We start from the raw sequence: 22,649 nt of genomic DNA on the forward strand, positions 1-22,649 counted from the left end.
GGGCCGGATACGGCCCGGATTACGCAGGGTGCAAGCCCGCGTAAGCACCCACCGGCGCCGCGCCCGTGCAGGCCCGTACGCTCGTGCGGAGGGAGCACGCTTTAGTATCTGCGTGGGCGGCCTGCCCCGGCCATCCAGTCGGCTCCTGGACGTGCCCGGCCGGCCTAGGGCCTGCTCGCGCGAGAAGGCGATTCAGACTGGCCGAGTCCGGCGCGGCAGACCAGGGGCGGCAATCAGGCCCGCCAGCCTTGCAGCAGGTGCCTGGCCAGTGGCGCCCGCAGGGGCGCGGCCAGGTCCAGCGCCAGCAGCGCCAAGCCGCAGGCGTGTTCGACCGGGGCCAGGCCGGTGGTGAACACACGCGGCAGCAGGTCCGTCAGCGCGGTGGTGAGCCAGCGATCGCCGCGGCGCGCGCCCGCGAAGGCGCGCAGGGTCACGCCGGGATCGCCCGTGGGGTCGCGCAGCCAGGGCGCCAGCGATTGCGCCAGGCTGGCGGCATCGCGCAATCCCAGGTTCAGCCCCTGTCCCGCGACGGGATGCAGCGTCTGGGCGGCATTGCCGATGGCCACGACGCGGCCGTCGACCTGCGTGCGCCGCATGCTCATGAAAAGCGAAGAGACATGGCGGTCGGCGATGCAGGTCAGCGGACCGAGACGGTCGCCGAAGGCGCTGCTGACCGCGCGCGAGAACGCCGCCGCGTCCAGCTTCGCCAGTTCGGCCGCATGGGCAGGCGCGCAGCACCACACCACCGCATAACAATCGTCGCCGGCGGGGTGGGGCAGCAGGGCCAGCGGGCCTTCGCGGGTAAACCGCTCGTAGGCCCACCCCGGCCGCGGACGGGCCGCGCGCACGGCGGTCAGCACGGCATCCTGGCCGTATTCGCGGCGCAGTTGCCCCGTTGCGGCGCCGTCGGACACGACGGCCACGGCACAGCGCGTTTCCCTTCCGTCGGCCGCGCGCACGACGACGCCTTCGTGATCGCGCGCCGCCACCCGGGAGCCATGGGCGTGCAGCACCGTGATGCCGGACTGCCCCACGGCCCGCGCCAGCGCCTCCCGCACGGCGGGATAGGGCGCGACGGCGCCCAGCTGCGGCACCTGGAAGTCCGTGTGGCGGATGACCGCATGGCCGAGCCGGCCGCGCTGCGAAACGTGGATGGTATGGATGGGCGCGGCGCCGGGCGGCCGTGCCCCCAGGGTTTCGAGCAGCACCAGGCTGCCATGGTTAAGGGCAAGGACGCGTGCCTCCGCGCCCGCGGTGGCGCCGGGGCCGGTCGGTGGCGGCGATGCCGTTTCGGCCGCCCGGGCCGGCGGCGCGCCCTGTATGAGGGCGATGCGCGACGGGTCGTCCATGACGCGCGCCAGCATCAGCGCCAGGGCCTGTCCCACCGGGCCCGCGCCCAGGATCGCGATAGGGAATGCGGAGTCATCCATGCCCGAATTCTAGCTACAATCCTCGACGCGGCCCGTCCGCAATGGGATTCCTATGGCCGAAGCCTCTTCCGTTCTGCAGTCGCCGTCTCGCGCGCCCCGCACCAAGGTGCGGGCCGGTTTGCTTGCCCTGTTTTTCGGCTGGATGGGCGCGCACTGGTGGTATCTCGGGCGCCGCGGTGCCATCTGGGTGACCGTATACGCGGTCGCCTGCCTGGCCGCGACCCGCTGGTATCCGGTCTGGTACGACAATCCCGCTTTCTTCCTGCTGTTCATTCCCATGACCGACGGCTTCATCGAGAGCGCCGTGCTGTGCCTGCGCGCCGATGAGAAATTCGACCGTGCCTACAATCCCGGCCTGGGCACGCCATCGCGCACGGGCTGGGGCCCGGTGCTGGTCGCGCTGGCGGCGGTCCTGGTCGGCTCCATCTGCACCATGTTCGCCATCGCCATGGTCGTCGTGTACGTCTGGCAGACCATGGGCTGGCTGGAAGGCTACGTGCTCTGACGGCGCCGCGGCGCTACTCCCGCATCAAGGCCTCTATCTCGCGTGCATCCACCGGCACGCCGCGCGTGATCAGCTCGCAGCCTTCGTCGGTGACCAGGGCATCGTCCTCGGTACGGATGCCGATATTCCAGAAGGCCTCGGGTACGTCGTCCGCCGGCCGTACGTAGATGCCCGGCTCTATCGTCAGCAGCATCCCCTTTTCCAGGGCGCGCCACGGCCGTTCCGGCCCGGCCGCTGCGTCCGGCATGCGGTAGTCCCCCACGTCATGCACATCCAGGCCCAGCCAGTGGCCGGTGCGGTGCATATAGAAGCGGTTGTAGGCCTTCGATTCCAGCACCCCATCCAGCGAGCCTTGTAGCAGGCCCGCATCGATCATCCCCTGGGCCAGGACGCGGATGGCGGCTTCATGGCCGTCGTTCCAGGTGAGCCCGGGACGGGTCGCCGCGCTTGCCGCATCCTGCGCCGCCACGGTCAGGTCGTACAGCAGGCGCTGGGGACCGCTGTAGCGTCCGTTGACCGGAAAGGTGCGCGTGATGTCGGCGGCATAGCCGTCCACCTCGCAGCCGCCGTCCACCAGCAGTAGATGGCCGTCTTGCAGCACGGCGTCCCCGGCCGGATAGTGCAGGATGCAGGCATTCGGTCCCGTCGCGACGATGGTGTTGTAAGCCGGGGCCTGCGCGCCGTGGCGGCGAAATTCATACAGCAGCTCGGCTTCGATCTCGTACTCCCGCATGCCGGGCCGCGTGTGGCGCATGGCGCGCGCGTGCGCGCCCGCCGAAATGCGGGCGGCGCGCCGCATGGTGGCGATCTCGTCGGGGTCCTTTACCAGCCGCATTTCCGCGATCAGCGGCAGCGGGTCCTGCTGGCGCGCCGGCGGGCGCTGGCCTGTCCGGGATAGCCGGCGCACCGCCCCGGTGGCGCGGCGCACGCATTCGTCGACGCGGGTGTCGCGCAGCAGCGAGGCAAACAGCGTGGGGTGGTCCAGCAGCATGCCCGGCAGCAGGTCGTCCAGCCGTTCCACCGGATAGGCTTCGTCGAAGCCGAAGCGCGCGACGGCGGCCTCAGGCCCGGCGCTGCGGCCTTCCCACAGTTCCCGCTCTGGGTTCTTGTCGCGGCAGAACAGCACGGCGCGGTCCGTCGCGCCGGCGATCAGCACCAGCCAGGCGTCCGGCTCCGGAAACCCCGTCAGGTATAGAAAATCGCTGTCCTGGCGATAGGGATATTCCGCGTCGCGGTTGCGCATGACCGGCGGCGCGGCGGGCAGCAGGGCGATGCCGCCGCCCGCGGCGCGCATGAGGTCCTGCAGACGGCGGCGGCGCGCGATGTGAGGGGCAAAATCGTCGGGTGGCAGGCTCATTGGTGGACCGTCCTGTCGCTACGCGACTGCCTGCCCAAGGGCGGGAGCGCCCCTTCGGGCGGCCGTGCGGTGGCGCTCATGGCGTATCCGGCTGTGTCGGAGACGCTACTTTACCCCGTGTCCAGCGTGTTTCACGGCACAGGACGTTTAACCTCCTGCTACAATCCGCCCGTTGTCATTGGGGAGTAGCCATCCTTGCCCCAAGGAGTTTGCGTCAACACACTTGGCGGCCCATGGGCCCCATGGCGCAAACGGCCTCTGCCACGGGCGCGCTTGCCGCGCGCCGGGCGGGTCAGCCAGGCGAGACCTTTGGCCACGACGCGCTAACCCAGCCGGGCGAGCCGTGTCGTCGCGCCATCGGTATCCGCTCGTCCGGCTGCGTCACCATGATTTCCACGTTCCTGCTGTTCTTTGCCGCGGCCGCCGCGATCTATCTCGCGTGCGAATACTTCGTCAATGGCGTCGAATGGGTTGGCCACCGGCTCGAGCTGGGCGCGACGGCGGTGGGGACCGTGCTGGCGGCGTTCGGCACCGCCCTGCCCGAGAGTGCCGTCACCTTCATGGCCGTGGTGTTCGGCGCGACGCCGGACCAGAAGGATATCGGCGTGGGCGCGGCGATGGGCGGGCCCCTGGTGCTGTCCACGTTGGCTTATGCGGTGGTGGGCCTGTCGCTGCTGCGCCTGCGTAGACGGCAGCCGGCCGGCGCCAACGATCCCTGTATCAAGGCCGACCAGCAGCGGCTGGCGCGCGACCAGGGCTGGTTCATGGGCATATTCGTCTTCAAGGTCGGGCTGGGGCTGCTGGCCTTCGCCTGGAAGCCCTGGCTGGGCATCCTTTTCCTGATGGCCTACGCGCTGTACGTCAAGCGCGAGCTGTCCGCCGAGGACACCTTTTCCGAAGCCGACGTCCTGGAACCGCTGAAGTTCAGGCCACGCGACGCGGAGCCCACGATGGGCTGGGCCTGCCTGCAGACCGTGCTGGCTCTGGTGGTGATCGCGATCGCGTCGCGCGTCTTTGTGGTGCAGATCGAAGCCCTGGGCGAATTCATGGGCGCCAGCCCGCATGTGGCGGCCCTCCTGCTGGCGCCCGTCGCCACTGAGCTGCCCGAAATCATGAACGCCATCATCTGGGTCCGCCAGGGCAAGGAACGGCTGGCCTTGGCGAATATTTCCGGCGCCATGATGATCCAGGCCACCATCCCCAGCGCCCTGGGTATCTTCCTGACCCCCTGGCTGCTGGACGGCACGTTGATCGCCGCGGGGCTCTTCACCATGTTGTCCATCGGCGTTCTTTGGTTGCGCTTCCGCCAGGAGGCCATGAGCCTGCGCACCCTGTCCGCCGTGGGCGGCCTGTATGCGTTGTTCGCCGGTTACATCGGCTGGCATTTTTACGCCTGAAAAGCGGCTCAGCCATTGAGCATGCGGGTAAACCCGGTTACAATGGACGCTTCGAATCCCCAGGAGTTGCTTCGTGAATACAGATTCCGGCGACAGTAGTAGTCGACCTAGTGTCGACGTCGCTGCCTGATAGGGTTCACGCAGACCAACTCTGCCGTGCCCTGTCCCGCAGGGTGCGGTTGTCCAGCAAGTTCCATGTTCCGTCCGCGTTGCGGTCGGGTTCCGGGATGAAAGATCCGGCACGGTTTCCTAGTGTGCGGATGCGGTCATCACGGAATGGCGTATAGCGCTGACTTTCTGTACTTTCCCGTTTTCGCTTTCCCGGCATATCCCTCTTGGTATGCCGCGGTCTGGCTGATGCTTCGCAAAGCGTCGTGGCCGGGCTGGATGCGGCGTAAACACGGGCTGCCTTGTTGTGCAGCGAAGTCGTTCGAATCGTCCGTCGTCACCGTTCGCGGTCGTTCCATGCCTGCCCGGCATGGTCGCCGCGGGCAGTGGCGCGACGCGTATCCACGTGGCACCCGCTTCGCGAGAAGGAGGCCACTATGCGTGTTTTCGATTTGTTCCTGCGCCGTGCGGGCGTTGACCGTGCCGCCATGCCCAATCGCCGCGACGCCAGTTCGCGGCTGACAGTGGTTTGTCCGCGCGACGCGCTGGGCGCGGTACGCAAACATATCGTGTCCGACTTCAAGGCTGCGGGGCTGACCGTCTCCCAAATGCAAGTGGAGCAGGGCGGGGACCAGCAGCTCGCTTCGGCGTGCATTACCGTTAAATGCCCTGCGGAAATGAGATCGATACTTATGTCGCAAGCGCGCCAGTTGCAGGCGCATCCGAAGATCAGCCACGTACACTTCGGGGACCTTCGCCGCGCCGCTTCTTGACGGTAGACTCGCACGCGGCGAGGAATCACTCTAGGGTTGCGTGCAATGAAGCAATACGTTTTATCCGCCGCGCTTGCCAGCGCGGCTTTGTTTTATCCGGCGATGGGCCACGCGGACGACGAAGACCCCGCGGGTACCCACGTCACCCTGTATGGTTTGATCGATCTGGCCGTCGCCAGCCAGCACACCTCCGGCCAGGGCACACACAACGGCATGCTGACCGGTGGCCAGACGGACTCGTTGTGGGGAATGCGCGGCAGGGAGGATCTGGATGCGGGCTGGCATGCGTCCTTCCAGCTGGAAACCGGGTTCAACGCCGGCAACGGCCTGGTAGAGGACGACAGTAACCGCCTCTTCAATTACAACGCCTGGGTGGGGCTGGGCCAGGATGCAATCGGTGAAGTGCGCCTGGGGCGGCAGTCCACCATCGGCCGGCAGTTCGGGAACCAGCTGGAACAGGCGGGCTGGAAGGACATGGGCTTGGGCGCGACCTTCAAGGCATCGGACAACTTCCAGTTCGACAACACGGTCAACTATCTTTCGCCGGCTTTCGGCGGGCTGCAGCTGGGCCTGGGGTATTCCTTCAACGCGGACGACAGTAGCGCGTCCGGATTCCGCACGGCCAACAACAACCGCGCCTACAGCGTCGGCTTGCGCTACGAGCAGGGTCCGTTGCTGGCGATCGCCACCTGGGACCAGATGCGCCTGGGCGCCGTCCAGGCGGGGGGCGCGCGGCCGCGTGCGCTTCAGCTCGGCATGGCCTACGATTTCGAGGTCGTGAAAATCGCCGTGGCCTGGAGCCGCCAGCAGGACGGCTACGTCGGCCTGGACGGTGCCGATCCGGACGGCTTTGGGGTGGATGTCGGCCCGGCCGCCTTCGTCCATGGCGGCCGTGTGGATGCCTGGTTTGTGGGCGCGACAGTGCCGGTGGGCGCGGGTAGCGTAGTCGTGCAGTGGTCCCCGGCCAAGCCATCGTGGTCGTGGCAGGACGGCAGCCGTGCACGCACGGCCCAGGTGGGGACGCTGGGCTACATCTATCCGCTATCCAAGCGGACCAGCGTGTATACCTTCGCGGGCTATGCGCGCAACTACACGCTGGACAACCAGTTCGATCCGGACAATTCACATACGACACGCGTGGCCATGGGTATCACGCACCAGTTCTAGCGCTACCAGGCCCTGGCGTAGACGCGGCCCGGCGCCGCGGCCGCCGGCGACTACAATGAGGCGTTCGCGTGCCGCCATCCGGGTGGTGCGCGTGTCGGGATCGTCTCCGTGCTGCTGCTCGATTGGCTCACTCCCTGGGAGTTCTCACCGACGCTGGTAGCCCTTTTCGCTGCCGGCGCGATCTTGTTCGTGCGCGGCGCACGCGTGCACCATGTATCGGCCGTGCGCAAGGCGCTGTTCTGGAGCGGGATGGTGCTGCTCTACCTGTCGCTGCACACGCGCCTGGATTATTACGCGGAACGGATGTTTTTCATCCACCGCATCCAGCACCTGGTGCTGCATCACCTCGGCCCCCTGATCGTCATGGCGGCGTATCCCGGCTCCGCCATGCGTGCTGGCCTGCCGTCTGGCGCCCGGCGCTGGCTGCATCGCTTTCGCGCCAGCCTCGTCGGCCGCGGCGTGGAGGCCGTGCTGACGCACCGGATCCTGGTGCCCGTGCTCTTCGTCTTCCTGGTCGTGGTGTGGCTGTTGCCGACGGTGCAGTTCTATTCCATGCTGGACTGGCGCCTGTACCGCCTGATGAACTGGTCCGTGGTGGTCACCGGTTTCCTGTATTGGAACCTGATCCTGGACCGGCGTCCGCGGCCGCCCGCCGCCATGTCGCCCGGGGGGCGCGTGATATCGCCGATCTTCACGATGGCGCCGCAGATGGTGGCGGGCGCGTATATCGCGCTGACGCAGCGCGATCTCTATCCCTTGTTCGAATTGTGCGGCCGGGCCATACCCATGCCGGCGCTGATGGACCAGAGCATAGGCGGCCTGACGATGTGGATACCAGCGGCGCTGGTGGAATTGATCGGCCTGCTGGTGGCGCTGGGCAGCCTGATGCGCTTGTCCGGCAAGGGCCGGCTGCCCGCGCGCAAGCGCCGCGGGCGGGTCGGGATGGCGGCACCGCCCGCCATCCGCTAGCCCGCCGGGGGCTTATTCCTTGTCCGGTTCCAGGCCGTGGTACTTGCGCCCCAGCGCCACGGTGGCCTGGAACATGCCGTGCTTGTTGCCGCAGTCGTAGCGCGTGCCTTCATAGCGATGCGCGAAGACGGCGCGTTCCCGCATCAGGGATGCGATACCGTCGGTCAGCTGGATCTCGTTGCCGGCGCCCATTTTGGTGGCGCGCAGATGTTCGAAGATTTCCGGTTCGAGCACATACCGGCCAACCACGGCAAGCGTGGACGGTGCGTCGTCAGGCTCCGGCTTTTCAACGATGTGCGTGACGCGCTCCGTGCGTTCGTCCACCTTGCGCGCCGCGACGATCCCGTACTTCTTGGTTTCCGCGCGCGGCACATCCTGCACACCCAGCACGCTGCCGTCGTACTTGATGGCGGTGTTCACCAATTGCTTGAGCACCGGCGTGTCGGCGTCGATCAAGTCATCGGCCAGCACAACCACGAAAGGCTCGTTGCCCACCGCGGGCTCGGCGGTCAGGACGGCATGCCCCAGGCCCAGGGGCGCCGATTGCCGGATATAGATGCAGTTGACGCCCGGCGGCAGGATGCCGCGCACCATATTCAACAGTTCTATCTTGCCCTTCTTTTCCAGATCGGATTCCAGTTCCGGTGCGGAGTCGAAGTGATCCTCGATCGCCCGCTTGTTGCGGCCGGTGACAAACACGAGGTCTGTGATGCCAGCGGCGACTGCTTCTTCCACTGCGTACTGGATCAAGGGTTTGTCCACGACAGGAAGCATTTCCTTGGGCATGGCCTTGGTGGCCGGCAGAAAACGGGTGCCCATGCCCGCAACGGGAAATACAGCTTTTCTTATAGGTCGCATTGGAGCCTCAATATGATGAAATATCGATATAGCTGGGGAAAGGATACTTTGTTCCTGGGTATGATACTCGCATGAAACACGGGACTTCGCGGCTTCCGGCCTACGTAAATAAGCCGCTCATGCTGTTGCTTTGTGCTTCATTATTGAGCGGAGCGCCATCGGCCGCATGGGCTCAGCCGATCGGCTTACCCTCCATGGGCGCCGCGTCGGCGGACCAGCTGTCGCCGTACGCGGAACGGCAACTCGGCGACGTGATCATGGCCGAAGGCCGCCGCGATCCGACCTATATCCCCGATCCCGAAATCAACCAATACCTGACGTCGATGGGGCGCAAGCTGGCGTCCTTTTCGCCGGGTACCGTGCCCACGGTGGACCTGTTCGCCGTGCGCGATGCCGAGATCAATGCCTTCGCCTTGCCAGGCGGCTATATCGGCGTGAACAGCGGCCTGGTGGTGGCGACCCGAAGCGAATCCGAGCTGGCCGCGGTGCTGGCGCACGAGATCGGCCACGTGGTGCAGCGGCACATCGCGCGCGGCATGACACAGGGCAACCAGACCGGCGCCATCATGCTCGCCTCCATCGCGGGCGCGCTGCTGGCCGCGCTGGCGGGCGGCGGCGGCAACCTGGCCATGGGCGTGGCCGCGTTCGGGCAGGCGGCCGCGATCGACCGCCAGCTGGGATTTTCGCGTGATGCGGAACGCGAAGCGGACCGCGCGGGCTTCCAGATGCTGACCGGCGCCGGCTACAACCCGAGCGGCATGGCCAACATGTTCGAGCGCCTGATGAGCGCATCGCGCCTGAACGAAGGGACAGGCGGCGGCGCCTGGGCATCCACGCACCCCTTGTCCATCGACCGTATGTCGGATATCGAGAACCGCGTGCGCAATCTGCCCAAAGGGCATCACGTGGATAGCGACGATTACTGGTACGTGCGCGCCAAGTTGCGCGTCATCCAGGGCCAGGACATGACGGGACTGCGCGGCGCCACGCAGTTGTTCCAGGACGAAGCCCGCACGCTGAGCGGCGTGCAGCAGTCGGCCGCTTACTATGGCCTGGCGCTGGGCGCCATGCGGCGCGAAGACCTGGCGGGCACGGAGAACTACCTGAAGCTGGCCACCGCCAATGGCCGGTCTTCGCCCGAACTGGACAGGCTTGCCATCGATCTGGCCAATGCGCAGAAGGACCATGCCAAGGCCTTGTCGCTGGCGGAGGCCGCCTGGAAGGCCTGGCCCGGCCGCTACGCGATCGCGATCGCCTACGTGCAGGCTTTACAACAGGCCGGCCGCGATGCCCAGGCGCAGACTTTCCTGCGGGACCGCATCAATCAATGGGGTGAGGACGAACCGGTGTTCTACCAATTGCTCGCGCAGAGCGAGGAAAGGACGGGCGACCGGGTGCAGGCCCGGCGCGATATGGCCACTTACTACACCGCGATCGGCGCCTTGGCGGCGGCGGAGGCCCAATTGCGCCAGGCACGCGACATGTCGCGCGACTTCTATGTTTCGTCGCAGATCGACGTGCAGATTAAGCAGGTCAAGGACAAGCTGGACGAGCAGCGCCTGCTGTTGCAGCGCTTCAAGAGCTGATTCAACTGCCGGTTTCGAAGAACCGGCCGAGCCGTTGCGGCAGCCAGCCCAGATGCGCGGGGAAAGCCCCGGTGGGAAAACCGGCGTGGCCGCCGTTGGCTGGTTGGTGCAGCAGCACCTGGGCCGAGCAATCCGCCGGACCCGGCAGCGCGGGCTCCGGAAAGAAGGGATCGTTGCGCGCGTTCAGCACCAGCGTCGGCACCGCGATGGACGCCAGCCAGGGCTTGCTGGATGCACGCGTCCAGTAGTCCAGGGCATTGCGGAAGCCATGCATGGGCGCGGTATAGGCGTCATCGAAGTCGCGCAGGCTGCGCGCATGGGCGATGCGCATGACATCGATGGCGCCGGGGAAGCGGCGCGCCTTTTCCAGAACTTTGTGCTTCATCGTGCGCAGGAAATACGCGCTGTAGACACGGCGGTTGATGAGTCCCCGTGACAGGCTGTTGCCCCCCGCCACGAGATCCAGTGGAACCGAAATGCCGGCGCAGGCGCCCAGCCAATCCATGGCTTGCTGTTGTTCGCCGATGTATTTCAGCAGCGCGTTGCCGCCCAGCGAGACGCCCACTGCGTGCCAGCGCGCATGCGGCACGCGCGCCCGGACGCTGCTCAACATGAACCCCACTTCGTCCGAATCGCCGGAATAGTAGGCGCGCGCCAGTCGATTGGGCGTGCCGGAGCAGCCGCGGAAATGCGCGATGGCGACGATCCAGCCGCGGGCGCGGAAATGGTGCGCGATCGCTTGCGCATAGCGGCTCAGGCTGCCGCCCTCCAGGCCATGGAAAAGTACCAGCGCCGGCGTGCCGGGCAATTGCGGCAGGCTTGCCCAATCGGCGTCGGTGATCCAGCGCGCCGCCGCGGTCTTTGCCGTGACCACGGGCGGCGGCACGGCAGGCTGGCCGTCCGCGGATTTATGCGGGAACAGGCCCGGGCCGGTCCAGTCGATGTCGATGAAGTCGCCGTCCGGCGTATCGACCCGTTCGCGCACGAAGGCGATGCGGTGATAGTGCGCCAGCGTGGCGGCGTACAAGGTCTGGCTATGCCCGTCGGGCAGCCAGCGGGGTACGGGGCAGGGTGTGGTGTCCAGGCGAGCGGAGGCCAAAAGCTGTCACCCGCCTAATGCAGCATGCCAGGGATATCGTGCAGGTCCAGCAGGCCGGCTTCCGCCGGTGCCGCGGAAGCATGATGCATGACCATGCGCCAACCCGTCGCGCCCTTGTGGTAGACATTCGTCGCATAGCAGCTGACATAGCTGTCGTGCGGACCGCGGGTCGACCCGACATGTTCGACCAGGATGTGGACCGCGCTGGCGATGCTCTGCATCACCACGGGCTGCATCGGGCGAATGTGCAGGGGGCCGGCAGCCAGGATGGTCTGCCATGATTCTTCCACCGCCTTCAGGCCGACGATGCGCAGGCCGCCCGGGTGGATGCATACCACTTCTTCATCATCCGCCCAGACCTGCATCAGGCGGGCCAGGTCGGCGTGTTCCAGGGCCTCGTAGAAGGCGTCTTCGGTTTCTTGCGGCGTGGCGAACATGGGCGGCTGGGCGAGCGGAAAACGAAGTGGACGGAAAATCCCGGCGGGCGGGCCGGCGCGGCGATCAGTGCCCGTGGCTACCGAGCACGGTGCCGGGCTTCAGGCGATATTCGGCGCCGCAGTACGGGCAGCGCGTCGACCCGGTATGGGCAACATCGAGGAAGACGCGGGGATGCATGCTCCACAGCGGCGCCTTGGGGCCGGGGCAGTAGACGGGCAGGTCTTCGGCGCCGACCTCGATGACTTCATGCTTGGAGGCGGTGGCGGCAGCTGTCATGGTGTTTCCTGAAAACGGTGTGTGCGGTGAATAGCGCAACGATAGCGGAGGAATCGATGTCTGGGTAATTAGGGCGATCGGCGATGTCTACAAGCCGATCGCGGCGCGTCATGCCTGTGTCAAACCTTGGTCAGCCAGGCCTGGTACTTGGCGTTGCGGCCCTGGACCAGGTCGAAGAAGGCTTGCTGCAGGCGTTCCGTGACCGGGCCGCGGCGGCCGGCGCCGATACGGCGGTTGTCGACCTCCCGGATGGGCGTGACTTCGGCCGCCGTGCCGGTGAAGAAGGCTTCGTCCGCGATATAGACGTCGTCGCGGGTCAGGCGGCGGGTCAGCAGGGGGATGCCCAGGTCCGCCGCGAGCGCATGGATGGTGGACCGCGTGATGCCGGTCAGCGCCGAGGCGATTTCGGGTTCCACCAGCACGCCGTCCTTGACGATGAAGATGTTTTCGCCAGCGCCTTCCGCGACGAAGCCTTCCGTGTCCAGCAAGAGCGCTTCGTCGTAGCCGTCCTGCAGCGCTTCCGAGTTGGCGATGATGGAATTGGCGTAGGTAGTGGCCACCTTCGCGCGCGGCATGGTTACGTTCACGTGCTGGCGCGCATAGGACGACACCTTGACGCGGATGCCTTCGGCCAGGGCTTGCTCGCCCAGGTAGGCGCCCCAGGGCCACGCCGCGATGGCCACATGCACCTTGGCGCCCTTGGGCGATACGCCCATTTTTTCCGAGCCGTAGAAGACCAGGGGACGCAGGTAGCAGGATTCCAGCTGGTTGGCGCGCACCACTTCGCACTGGGCGGCTTCCAGCGTTTCGGCGTCGTAGGGAATCGGAATCTGGTAGATGTGGGCGGAGTTGAACAGCCGCTTGGTGTGATCCTTGAGGCGAAAGATGGCGGTGCCGCCATCCGTCTTGTAGGCGCGGACGCCTTCGAACACCGACAGGCCGTAATGCAGCGAATGGGTCAGGACGTGCGTGGTGGCATCGCGCCAGGGAACCAGTTTGCCGTCATACCAGATGAATCCGTCGCGGTCGGCCATCGACATGTTCGTTCTCCTTGAGTGGGCCGTATTGTATCAAGCAGCCGGCTACAATACGCCCCGTTCCGGTGCGTCGCGGCCTGCCCGCGGTGGCATTTTTGTCCGGCCATCAGGCCGGTTTCCTCCCTCGATCAGGTCCGTCTTTGTCGTTCCAACCGGCAGTCTCAGATCCCGATGGCCTTTCCGTCCGGCAGGCGCGGTGGGCTGCCGCGATGGAAGGCCTGCGCGCCGTCGCGCCCACCCTGGTCGCCACGGCCGCGTGGGGGCTGGTCACCGGCATCGCCATGGTCAAGTCCGGACTCGCCGAATCGATGGCGCTGCTGATGACGCTCACCCTGTATGCCGGTTCGGCCCAGCTGACTTCGCTGCCCCTGATCGCCTCGGGCGCCCCGCTGTGGCTCATCTTCGCCGCCGGATTCGTCGTCAATCTGCGCTTCCTGATCTTCGGGGCGGCGCTGCATCCCTACTTTCGCCATTTGTCCTGGTCGCGCCGCCTGGCCTTGGGCTACTTCACCACCGATATGGGCTTCGTGCTGTTCATCCCGCGCTACGGCGATGCGCGCGTGCGGGGCACGCGCGAACAGCTCTGGTTTTTCGTCGGCGTGATCACGCCCGGCTGGTTCGTCTGGCAAGGCAGCTCCATTGCCGGCATCTACCTGGGTTCGCTGGTGCCGGCCGCGTGGTCGCTGGATTTCGCCGCGGTGCTGGCCCTGCTGGCGATCGTGGTGCCGTTGGCGACGACGCGCCCCATGCTGGCGGCGATGGCGGCCGCGGCGATCACCGCCTGGGTCGGCCAGATTTTTCCCTTGCGGCTGGGGCTGGCCGCGGCCGTTGTCGCGGGCGTGGTGGCCGGCATGCTGGCCGAACGCCACGCGCGGAGTCGCGCATGACCCTGGACATGGCAGCCGAGGACGCATACGTCTATGCCGCCATCGCGCTCTTGATGCTTTGCAGCGTCATCACGCGCGCGGGCTATCAGTTGTTCGGCGATTACCTGCCCCTGTCGGACAGCGTGCGGCGCGCCTTGCGCTACGCGCCCGCGGCGGCGCTGACGGCCATCATCGTCCCCGATCTCCTGCCATGGAAGGCGGGCGTGGGGCCGCTGTTGGACATGAAGCTGCTGGCCGGCGTCGTCGGCGTGCTGGTGTTCCTGCGTACGCGCAGCGCGGTACTGGTCATCGTCGCCGGCATGCTGGTGCTATGGGGGCTGCGCTGGCTGGCGCCGTAGAAGCGTTGCGCAGGTGCGGCGGGCGCTCACTTGCGCTGCGAAGCAGCGCGGATGTGCCAGGGGCTACTCGCCCGCGCCGTGGAAGCCGCGCGAGGCAAGCAAGCACCCTTGGCGGCAGCGCTTTCGATGCATGCCGGCCCCCCGGAAGGGCCCTTGCAACGTGCGTTCGCGGACGGATTTGTCCCCAATAAACTCGCCTTGCCGATGGCGGGCGGCCCCACCTGCGCTAAAATGCAGTTATCCACAGCAATCCGGGCCTGATTCCTTCTGTTTTCGTGCTTGCACGTGGCACCGGTATCTGCCTACTCCATGACTGAAACCAATTCTTCCGCAGTCCCTTCAACGGATGCGCCGACACTCACGTTTTCGGACTTCGATCTGCATCCGCTGTTGGTAGCATCGATCACCGAAACGGGCTACACCACCCCCACTCCCATCCAGGCCCAGGCGATCCCCGTGGTGATCGCGGGCCGCGATGTCATGGGCGCGGCGCAGACCGGGACCGGCAAGACCGCGGCGTTCACGCTGCCCATCCTGCATCGCCTGATGCCGATGGCCAACAGCAGCGCGTCGCCGGCGCGGCACCCCGTGCGGGCGCTGATCCTGACGCCCACGCGCGAGCTGGCCGACCAGGTCGCCGAAAGCGTCAAGCGCTACAGCAAGCGCACGCCCCTGCGATCGGCCGTGGTGTTCGGCGGTGTGGACATCGGGCCGCAGAAGGAAAGCCTGCGCAACGGCTGCGAGGTGCTTGTCGCCACGCCCGGACGGCTGCTGGATCACGTCGAGCAGAAGAACGTCAATCTGGGCCAGGTCGGCATCCTGGTCCTGGACGAAGCGGACCGCATGCTGGACATGGGCTTCCTGCCCGACCTGGAACGCATCATCCGGCTGCTTCCCGAACAACGCCAGAACCTGCTGTTTTCGGCCACGTTCAGCAACGAAATCCGCAAGCTGGCGCGCTCGTATCTCAGCCACCCCGCTGAACTCGAAGTCGCGGCGCGCAACGCGACGGCCGACACCGTCACGCAGATCGCCTACGAGATGAGCAGTGAAGGCAAGCGTGCCGCGGTGGTGCACCTGGTGAAGTCGCGCAACCTGAACCAGGTCATCGTTTTTTCGAACACCAAGATCGGCACCGCCAGGCTGGCCCGTGAATTGGAACGCGACGGCATCAAGGCGGAATCCATACACGGCGATAAAAGCCAGGCCGATCGCATGAAGGCGCTGGATGCCTTCAAGGCCGGACAGCTGGAAGTGCTGGTCGCCACGGACGTCGCCGCGCGCGGCCTGGACGTGGCGGGCGTGCCGTGCGTCATCAATTACGACCTGCCGTACAACGCCGAGGACTACGTGCACCGCATCGGCCGCACGGGTCGCGCGGGCGCATCGGGCGAAGCCATCGCGCTGTTCACGCCCAGCGAAGAACGCCTGTTGCTGGACATCGAAAAACTGATCAAGCGCCCGGTGCCGCGTGGCAAGCTGGATGTACCGGCCGAACTGATCGCCCGCAGCCGCGGCCATCGCGACGAGTCTCGCGGCAGCCACGATCGCCGCGAACCGCGCGTGCGTTCGTCCGGCGACCGCCGCTACGGCGACTCCGGGACGCGCCAGGCGCCGGTCGACGATTTCTTCCTCAAGCCCTACGTGCCGAGCAATCCTGCGCCGGAGTCCACGTCCGGCGAGGACGCGCCCGGCGAGCGCGGTGCCGCGCCCAAGCGCAAGGTCGCCGTCCTGCTGGGCGGCACCCGCAAACCCTCCTGAAGCCAGGCCCGTCCGCGGGCTGTCGCGGTCCGCTATCCGGCGAGCAGGCCGCGTACGTCGGGCAGCCGCGTCGCCACCACGGCGCTGTCCGGGCCCAGCGAGGCCAGCAGGCGTTCCAGGTGCCCGATGTGCGGCAGCATGGGACCGTAGAAAACGGTCTTGCCCGCGCGCTGGACCAGCAGCGTCGGGAAATTTTCCACTTCTTCCTCACCCAACAGATCCGGGTGGTCCTCGATGTCTATCCAGGCGAAGGCCGTGGCCGCGGTCCGCGACGCCAGCGTTTCCAATTTAGGGCGGTATTCGCGGCAGGTATCGCACCAGGCGGCGCAGAAGCAGGCGACCAGGTCGATGTCGGGGCGTTGAAGCAGGCCGCGCAGGGCGGCCGTATCGTTACCAGGTTCTAGAACGGACATATGGGCAGCGGCGAAAGTATTTAACTATCATACCTGCGATGCACAACCGGACCATTCTCATGCCCGCATCTTCCTATTCCCCGTCCAACCCGCCGCCCGTTTCGGCCGGCCTGGCTGGCGTGTGGCAGGCCTTCAAGCGAGCGACGGTATCGCAATGCCACCCTGCAATGCTGTTCGCGGTGCTGCTGCCATTCCTGATCGCGCTGGTCGGCGCCATCCTGCTGCTGTGGTTCTGCTGGACGCCGTTGACCGACTGGCTGCGGGACGAGGCGTCGCGCTGGAGCGTCGTCAACAACGTCGACGAATGGCTGGTGGCGGTGGGATTGTTTTCGCTCAAGGTCTATCTGGTGCCCATCGTGGCGGTCGCGATCCTGCTGCCGATTTCCGGCATCCTGGGGCTGGCCATCGCGGCCATCTTCGTCATGCCGCTGGTGCTGCGCCACGTCAGCGAACGGGAATACGCGGCCGTCAGCAAGCAAGGCAAGTTCGGCACGGCGGTCAGCGTCTGGAACGCCTTGTGGGTCAGTATCGCCTTCGCGGTGGGATGGCTGTTGACCCTGCCCTTGTGGCTGGTGCCGCCGATGGCGGTGCTGCTGTCCATTTTCTGGTGGGCCTTTGCGTTTTCGCGCATGATGCGGATCGACGCCATCGTCGAACATGCCAGTCCGGAGGAAAGGCGCGTCCTGCTGCGCCGACACAACCTGGGCTTCTGGATCGTCGGGCTGGTGTGCTCGCTGATCAATCTGCTGCCGCCCGCGTGGGTGTTCCTGCCGGTGTTCTCGGCGCTGGTATTCGCCCACTATGGCCTGGATGCCCTGCAGCGCCTGCGGCAGGAAAAAGCCATCGAGATGGCGGGCCGCTGATCTTTATTGGAATCCGAAATGTCTCTCGACTCCACGACGCCGCGCATCGGCCTGATCATCGTCGGTGACGAAATCCTGTCCGGACGGCGGCAGGACAAGCATTTTTCCAAGGTCGTCGAACTCCTGTCCGCCCGCGGGCTGAGGCTGGCCTGGGCGGAAATCCTGCCCGACGATCGCGATACGCTGGTCGCGGCCTACCGCCGCAGTTTCGCCGGCGGCGACATCGTCTTTTCCTGCGGTGGCATAGGCGCCACGCCCGACGACCACACCCGGCAGGCGGCGGCCGAGGCCCTGGATTTGCCCCTGGCCCTGCATCCCGATGCCGAGCGGGAAATCACGCTGCGCTGCGCCGAAATGGCGGCGAAGGGCCAGGGCAGCGCGGACATGCGTACGCCGGAAAACCAGCGCAGGCTGGAAATGGGGCGGTTTCCACAGGGCTGTGAGGTCGTGCCCAATCCCTACAACCGGATTCCCGGCTTCTTCATCCGCGATCACACCTTCGTGCCCGGTTTCCCCGTCATGGCCTGGCCGATGCTGGAATGGACGCTGGACACCCGATACCGCGATCTGCACCACCGGACGGCGCATGCGGAGCATGCCTTCCTGGTCTACGGCCTGCCCGAATCCCGGATCGCACCCGTCATGGAAGAGATCCAGGCGCGCTGGCCTGGCGTGAAAGCGTTCAGCCTGCCCAGCGTCGGCGAAGATGGCCGCTCGCCCCACATCGACCTGGGGGTGAAGGGGGAGCCGGCGGCGGCGGCCGAAGCCATGAACCATCTGCGCGCGGAAGTCGAACGGCTGGGCGGGCGCTTGACCCCGCCGGCATGAGGACGGCCGCGACTGGCCCGGCCGCCTGAGCCGCGCCCGCCGCGGTTGCCAAACGGGGCTGCGTATTTCACAATACGGAAATAACGAATTGTTGCGCCGCCGCATGCCGTGCTCCTCACGGTGCACGCGGGACAGACGCGTAGAGCCTATGACCCGCCCCTCCGCCCCAGCCAGCACCCCCCAATCGCCCGGCGATGGCCACGCGACCATCGCGATCCAGGTCATCGAGCGCGCCATGCGGCTGCTCGATGCGCTGGCGGCCCAGCCAGAACCGGTGACCTTGAAGGAACTGGCCGCGACCACCGGCCTGCATGCGTCCACCGCGCACCGCATCCTGAACGACCTGGTCGTGGGCCGCTACGTCGAACGCGTGGACAACGGCGTCTACCAGCTTGGCATGCGCTTGCTGGAACTGGGTTCGCTGGTGAAAGGCCGTTTGAACGTGCGCGATGCGGCAAAAGGCCCCATGCACGATCTGCACGAGTTGACCGGCCAGACGGTCAATCTGTCGGTCCAGCAGGGCGACGAGATCGTCTATATCGACCGCGCATGGAGCGAGCGCTCGGGGATGCAAGTGGTGCGCGCCATCGGCGGGCGCGCGCCGCTGCACCTGACGTCGACCGGCAAGCTGTTCCTGTCCATGGCCGAGCCGCGGCAGGTCCGCGCCTACGCCCTGCGCACCGGGTTGGCGGGCCACACGGGAAACAGCTTGACGCGGCTGGACCTGCTGGAACGGGAGCTGGCCAAGGTACGCAGCCATGGCTACGCCCGGGACAACGAGGAACTGGAGGTCGGCGTGCGCTGCATCGCCGCCGGTATCCATGACGACAGCGGAAAGCTCGTGGCGGGACTGTCGATTTCCGCGCCGACGGAGCGCATGCAGGACGAATGGATCGCGCGCCTGAAGGACACGGCCGCGAGGATCTCCGCATCACTGGGCTATGACGTCCGCGTGGCCGAAACGGATTTCGACCCGCTGGAGGTGGACGGCCACCCCGCCACCCAGAGGGACGGCGCGCAAGCCGCTTGAGCTCACCCCTACAGAAAAAGGCCCCGAGGGGGCCGTTTTTGTCTTGGGGCGGCCCTGCGAGGAAAAGGGCCCCCACGCCGCGCCGGCGAGCCGGCTTGCTGCCCCCCAAGGGGGCCGTTTTTGTCTTGGGGCGGCCCTACGACAAAAAACCCGGCCAAAGCCGGGCTTTCGAAGCATCCCGGCAGAGGGGATGCACGCGCGGTCCGCGGGGCGGCGCGCGCGGTGGGTGTTATTGTTTTTCGATCTTGGCCTTCTTGAACAGCTCGGCCCACTGCGGCACCTGCTGCTTGACCAGGGTTTCCAGCGCCTGCGGGTTGGCTTCATCGGCCAGCACCGAGGCCCCCAGCGTGTTCATGCGTTCCTGGAACTTGGGATCATTCACCCCCGCCTGCAGCGCCTTGACGAGCTTGTCGACCACCGGCTTGGGCGTGCCCTTCGGCACCCACATCCCGTGCCAGATGCCGACCTGGAAACCCTTGTAGCCGGATTCGTCCATCGTCGGCAGATCCGGCAAGGTGGCGACCCGCTTCAGGCTGGTCACCGCGTAAGCCTTGACCTTCTTGGCGTTGATCTGCTGTGTCGTATTCGTGGTCTGGTCGCAGAGCATGTCCACCTGCTTGCCCAGCAAGTCGTTCATGGCGGGCGCCGTGCCTTTGTAGGGAACGGTGAGCAGCTGCACGCCGAAGGCCTCGTTCAGCATGGTGCTGCACAGGTGGCTGGCGGCACCGATGCCGGCATTGGCCAGCGTGATCTTGTCCGCGTTCTTCTTGACGTACTCGGCCAGTTCCTTGATGTTGTTGGGCGGGAAGTTCTCGCGGGCCAGGATGGTCATCGGCACGTCGACCACCAGGCCGATGGGCTCGAAGCTCTTGAAGGGGTCGTAGCCGGAATCCTTGTACAGTGACGGCGCCGTGGAAAAGCCGACGTGCATCAGCAGCACGGTGTAACCGTCCGCCGGCGCGCGCGCGGCGAAGGTGGTACCGATCGTGCCCCCGGCTCCGCCCTTGTTTTCCACGATGATGGATTGTCCCAGCGACGGACGCATGGCTTCGGCCAGCGAACGCGCGACGTTATCGGTCGGTCCCCCGGCGGCGAAGGGGACCACCATGTTGATGACGTGGTCCGGGTATGCGGCGTGCGCGGCGCCAGCCGCGGACAGCGTGACAGCCGCAAGGGCGGCGGCCAGCCGACGAGAAGGGAAAGGCATGTTGTCTCCTGGTTCGCGGATGCAGTGATGCAATCGGTACGAGCGCCTCTGCGGGCTTACTCTGCGTACCGAGTCTAGGCAATAAGCAGGGACACGTCATCCTAGTTGTTTCCCCATGTTGCTCCTCCTCCACGCAGTCTCTATTTTTGCCGAATGGCGGCGCTGTTATCTTGCGCTGCCACCGTGGCCAGGCAAGGCGATGGCCAAGCTGAATTGTGTGACTTTGTTGCGCTGCACCAAAAGCCCTTGACATAGGGCGCCGCGTGCCTAAAATGGCAATTGTGCAGTGCAACAAGGCTCGGGATCCGTGGTAGCCGCGAGCCGGGGGCGTTCCAGCAGTACGGGAAGCCTCGCAACGTCTTCCGCAACCAGCCATTCCCGCCCCCTGCGAAGGGGCAACTCGAGGAGATACCCCCAATGAGCGCTATTCCGCAACAAGTCTTCGCCCGTCAAAAGGCCGGCATCAATACCCTGATCGCCACGCAGTCCGCCCTGTTCGCGGGCTTCGAAAAACTGGTGGACCTGAACCTGAAGGTCATCAAGGCCACCATCGACGAAGTCGCGCTGCGCTCGCAGCAAGCCGCCGACGTCAAGGATCCGCAGGAAGCCCTGGCCTTCTCCACCGGCCTGGTGCAGCCCAGCGCGGAAAAGGCGCTGGCCTACGGCAAGCATGTGTATGACATCGTCGCGGGCGTGCAAGGCGAATTGGTCAAGCTTGGCGAAGAGCATATCGCCGAAAACCAGGCGCAACTGTCCGAAGCCATCGACCAGTTGGCCAAGAATGCGCCGACCGGTACCGAAGGCGCTGTCGCTTTGATCAAGTCTTCGCTGGCCACCGCCACCAGTGCGTATGATTCGATGAGCAAGGCCGCCAAGCAGGCCGCCGAAGTCGCCGAATCCAACCTGAATGCCGCCGCCAACGCGACCTTCAAGGCTGCCTCGGACGCCGCCGACGTCGCCAACAAGGTCGCAACGCCGCGCAGCCGCCGCGCCGCCGCCTGAGTTCCCTCGGGACAGGCTCGCGCCGCGACGCCGCTGCAGGCGTCATCGAAGTAAACCAGTTTGAGCAGAGCTGGAACCTGGGCCGCCTTTTAGGCGGCCCTTTTTTGTACCCAAGCCGAACCCGGACCAAAGCCCCTGGTGCGCAAGCAAACGGGTTCGCGAGGGGCGGCCAGGGGCCTGAGAGCTGCCAGCGTGGCTAGCGCGCCCGTACGGCCGTGGCGTCCACGCATTCGCGGACCAGGGCCGGTCCGCGGTAGATCAGTCCGGTATACAGCTGCACCGCGTCCGCGCCGGCCGCCATTTTCTCGGCTGCCTGGCGCCCGCTATGGATGCCGCCCACGCCGATGATGGACAGCGACGAGCCCAGCCGTTGCTTCAGCCGGGCAATGACGGCCAGGCAGAGTTCATGCACCGGCGGGCCTGACAGGCCGCCTGCTTCCTCCGCGTGCGGCAGCCCGGCGACGGCGGCGCGCGACAGCGTGGTGTTGGACGCGATGACGCCGTCCACGCCGTAGCGGGGCAGGATGTCGGCGATGCCGTCGACCTGCTCCGGTGTCAGGTCGGGCGCGATCTTCACCGCCAGGGGCACGTCGCGCCCATGCGTGTCGGCCAGGGCCTTGCGCGCCTCGCGCAGCCGGCCCAGCAGATCGCTCAGCTCATCGCCGCCCTGCAGGGAGCGCAGGTTCTGCGTATTGGGCGATGAAATATTGACCGTCACATAATCCGCGTGCGGAAACACGCCCCGCAAGCCCAGCAGATAATCGTCCGCCGCCTGCGCGATCGGGGTATCCGCGTTCTTGCCGATGTTCAGCCCCAGGATGCCGCCCTGTGCGCGCCACTGGCTGCGCTTCACATTGGCGATGAAGGCGTCCAGGCCCAGGTTGTTGAATCCCAGCCGGTTGATCAGCGCGTTGGCGCTGGGCAGGCGGAACAGCCGCGGCTTGGGATTGCCCGGTTGCGGGCGCGGCGTGACGGTGCCGACCTCGACGAAGCCGAAGCCCAAGTTGCCCAGTGCGTCGATGTAGGCCCCATTCTTGTCCAGGCCCGCGGCCAGGCCGACGGCGTTCGGGACGCGCAAACCCATCAGCGTGATGGGCGCGAGCGGCGCGGCATGCATCAGGGAACGGGTCAGGCCGCATTCGTAGGCGCGCTGCAGGCTTTTCAGCGTGACTTCATGGGCGGTTTCCGCGTCCATGGCGAACAAGGCCCGGCGCGCGAGGGGATAGGCGTGGAACAGGATAGACATGGGGGGGCATTGTAGAGCGATCCGCCGCGCTCGTGGCGTCCCGATCGCGCGTAGCGCGGCGGTCCGCGCAGCGG

23 protein-coding genes and 1 riboswitch are annotated in these 22,649 nt (G+C 66.4%); of the genes, 13 read left to right on the plus strand and 10 right to left on the minus strand.

The features are described 5' to 3' along the window. Positions 1-233: 233 nt before the first annotated feature. Positions 234-1,430, minus strand: coding sequence for an FAD-dependent monooxygenase (locus AKI39_RS04850; protein ID WP_066633080.1), 1,197 nt, complete (start codon positions 1,428-1,430; stop codon positions 234-236). A 52-nt stretch (positions 1,431-1,482) separates the two neighbouring features. Between AKI39_RS04850 and AKI39_RS04855 the strand changes: the two genes are divergently transcribed. Continuing rightward, positions 1,483-1,935 (plus strand): NINE protein, encoded by a 453-nt coding sequence (locus tag AKI39_RS04855; RefSeq protein WP_066633082.1) that lies wholly within the window; start codon positions 1,483-1,485, stop codon positions 1,933-1,935. A 13-nt stretch (positions 1,936-1,948) separates the two neighbouring features. On the opposite strand, the gene AKI39_RS04860 is transcribed toward AKI39_RS04855, so the two are convergent. Next, positions 1,949-3,292 (minus strand): aminopeptidase P N-terminal domain-containing protein, encoded by a 1,344-nt coding sequence (locus AKI39_RS04860; RefSeq protein WP_066633084.1) that lies wholly within the window; start codon positions 3,290-3,292, stop codon positions 1,949-1,951. A 168-nt stretch (positions 3,293-3,460) separates the two neighbouring features. Further along, positions 3,461-3,567, plus strand: a riboswitch (yybP-ykoY riboswitch). Between the two features lie 111 nt (positions 3,568-3,678). Here AKI39_RS04860 and AKI39_RS04865 point away from each other — a divergent pair. From AKI39_RS04865 to AKI39_RS04880, 4 genes are all read left to right on the plus strand, one after another. After that, positions 3,679-4,689, plus strand: a complete 1,011-nt coding sequence (locus tag AKI39_RS04865; RefSeq protein WP_066642214.1) for a sodium:calcium antiporter — start codon at positions 3,679-3,681, stop codon at positions 4,687-4,689. 545 nt (positions 4,690-5,234) lie between these two features. Next, a complete protein-coding gene (locus tag AKI39_RS04870; protein WP_066633086.1) occupies positions 5,235-5,570 on the plus strand; it encodes a hypothetical protein in 336 nt (111 codons plus the stop codon). A 45-nt stretch (positions 5,571-5,615) separates the two neighbouring features. Beyond that, the gene (locus tag AKI39_RS04875) at positions 5,616-6,737 is read left to right on the plus strand and encodes a porin (protein WP_066633088.1); all 1,122 of its coding nucleotides are present in this window, start codon (positions 5,616-5,618) and stop codon (positions 6,735-6,737) included. 108 nt (positions 6,738-6,845) lie between these two features. Then, entirely contained in the window at positions 6,846-7,706 is an 861-nt protein-coding gene (locus tag AKI39_RS04880; protein WP_066633091.1) for a cytochrome c oxidase assembly protein, read from the plus strand. Positions 7,707-7,718: 12 nt separating this feature from the next. On the opposite strand, the gene galU is transcribed toward AKI39_RS04880, so the two are convergent. Further along, positions 7,719-8,564, minus strand: coding sequence for a UTP--glucose-1-phosphate uridylyltransferase GalU (galU, locus tag AKI39_RS04885; RefSeq protein WP_066633094.1), 846 nt, complete (start codon positions 8,562-8,564; stop codon positions 7,719-7,721). A 71-nt stretch (positions 8,565-8,635) separates the two neighbouring features. Here galU and AKI39_RS04890 point away from each other — a divergent pair, with 71 nt between their 5' ends. Next, entirely contained in the window at positions 8,636-10,150 is a 1,515-nt protein-coding gene (locus AKI39_RS04890) for a tetratricopeptide repeat protein (protein WP_145925194.1), read from the plus strand. Between the two features lies 1 nt (position 10,151). Here the strand turns inward: AKI39_RS04890 and AKI39_RS04895 are convergent, their stop codons facing one another. The 4 genes from AKI39_RS04895 to AKI39_RS04910 form a co-directional block, all read right to left on the minus strand. Beyond that, a complete protein-coding gene (locus AKI39_RS04895; RefSeq protein ID WP_066633097.1) occupies positions 10,152-11,249 on the minus strand; it encodes a YheT family hydrolase in 1,098 nt (365 codons plus the stop codon). Positions 11,250-11,263: 14 nt separating this feature from the next. Further along, a complete protein-coding gene (locus AKI39_RS04900; protein WP_066633099.1) occupies positions 11,264-11,686 on the minus strand; it encodes a YybH family protein in 423 nt (140 codons plus the stop codon). A gap of 64 nt (positions 11,687-11,750) precedes the next feature. Further along, entirely contained in the window at positions 11,751-11,963 is a 213-nt protein-coding gene (locus AKI39_RS04905) for a zinc-finger domain-containing protein (protein ID WP_066633101.1), read from the minus strand. A gap of 119 nt (positions 11,964-12,082) precedes the next feature. Beyond that, positions 12,083-13,003 carry a branched-chain amino acid transaminase gene (locus tag AKI39_RS04910; protein WP_066633103.1) on the minus strand — a complete coding sequence of 307 codons (921 nt, stop codon included), beginning with the start codon at positions 13,001-13,003 and terminating at the stop codon, positions 12,083-12,085. A 206-nt stretch (positions 13,004-13,209) separates the two neighbouring features. Here AKI39_RS04910 and AKI39_RS04915 point away from each other — a divergent pair, with 206 nt between their 5' ends. The 3 genes from AKI39_RS04915 (at position 13,210) to AKI39_RS04925 (ending at position 15,986) form a co-directional block, all read left to right on the plus strand. Continuing rightward, positions 13,210-13,887, plus strand: a complete 678-nt coding sequence (locus AKI39_RS04915; RefSeq protein WP_083228626.1) for an AzlC family ABC transporter permease — start codon at positions 13,210-13,212, stop codon at positions 13,885-13,887. A gap of 8 nt (positions 13,888-13,895) precedes the next feature. Next, positions 13,896-14,225, plus strand: coding sequence for an AzlD domain-containing protein (locus AKI39_RS04920; protein WP_145925401.1), 330 nt, complete (start codon positions 13,896-13,898; stop codon positions 14,223-14,225). 309 nt (positions 14,226-14,534) lie between these two features. Beyond that, a complete protein-coding gene (locus AKI39_RS04925; RefSeq protein ID WP_145925195.1) occupies positions 14,535-15,986 on the plus strand; it encodes a DEAD/DEAH box helicase in 1,452 nt (483 codons plus the stop codon). 32 nt (positions 15,987-16,018) lie between these two features. On the opposite strand, the gene AKI39_RS04930 is transcribed toward AKI39_RS04925, so the two are convergent. Continuing rightward, entirely contained in the window at positions 16,019-16,399 is a 381-nt protein-coding gene (locus AKI39_RS04930; protein WP_066633109.1) for a thioredoxin family protein, read from the minus strand. A 59-nt stretch (positions 16,400-16,458) separates the two neighbouring features. Between AKI39_RS04930 and AKI39_RS04935 the strand changes: the two genes are divergently transcribed. The 3 genes from AKI39_RS04935 (at position 16,459) to AKI39_RS04945 (ending at position 19,120) form a co-directional block, all read left to right on the plus strand. Beyond that, entirely contained in the window at positions 16,459-17,262 is an 804-nt protein-coding gene (locus AKI39_RS04935) for an EI24 domain-containing protein (RefSeq protein WP_066642224.1), read from the plus strand. Between the two features lie 18 nt (positions 17,263-17,280). Further along, positions 17,281-18,090 (plus strand): competence/damage-inducible protein A, encoded by an 810-nt coding sequence (locus AKI39_RS04940; RefSeq protein WP_066642220.1) that lies wholly within the window; start codon positions 17,281-17,283, stop codon positions 18,088-18,090. A 148-nt stretch (positions 18,091-18,238) separates the two neighbouring features. Then, positions 18,239-19,120: an IclR family transcriptional regulator gene (locus tag AKI39_RS04945; protein WP_066633112.1), complete on the plus strand. Its 882-nt coding sequence runs from the start codon at positions 18,239-18,241 to the stop codon at positions 19,118-19,120. Positions 19,121-19,349: 229 nt separating this feature from the next. Here the strand turns inward: AKI39_RS04945 and AKI39_RS04950 are convergent, their stop codons facing one another. Continuing rightward, positions 19,350-20,327: a tripartite tricarboxylate transporter substrate binding protein BugD gene (locus AKI39_RS04950; protein ID WP_066633115.1), complete on the minus strand. Its 978-nt coding sequence runs from the start codon at positions 20,325-20,327 to the stop codon at positions 19,350-19,352. Positions 20,328-20,744: 417 nt separating this feature from the next. On the opposite strand from AKI39_RS04950, the gene phaP reads away from it, so the two are divergent. Further along, on the plus strand, positions 20,745-21,329 hold the full coding sequence (gene phaP / locus AKI39_RS04955; RefSeq protein WP_066633116.1) for a TIGR01841 family phasin: 585 nt from the start codon (positions 20,745-20,747) through the stop codon (positions 21,327-21,329). A 196-nt stretch (positions 21,330-21,525) separates the two neighbouring features. On the opposite strand, the gene AKI39_RS04960 is transcribed toward phaP, so the two are convergent. Then, the gene (locus tag AKI39_RS04960) at positions 21,526-22,575 is read right to left on the minus strand and encodes a quinone-dependent dihydroorotate dehydrogenase (RefSeq protein ID WP_066633117.1); all 1,050 of its coding nucleotides are present in this window, start codon (positions 22,573-22,575) and stop codon (positions 21,526-21,528) included. Positions 22,576-22,649 lie beyond the last annotated feature (74 nt).

Source organism: Bordetella sp. H567 (assembly GCF_001704295.1).
In the GTDB taxonomy this organism is placed as follows: Bacteria; Pseudomonadota; Gammaproteobacteria; order Burkholderiales; family Burkholderiaceae_B; genus Bordetella_C.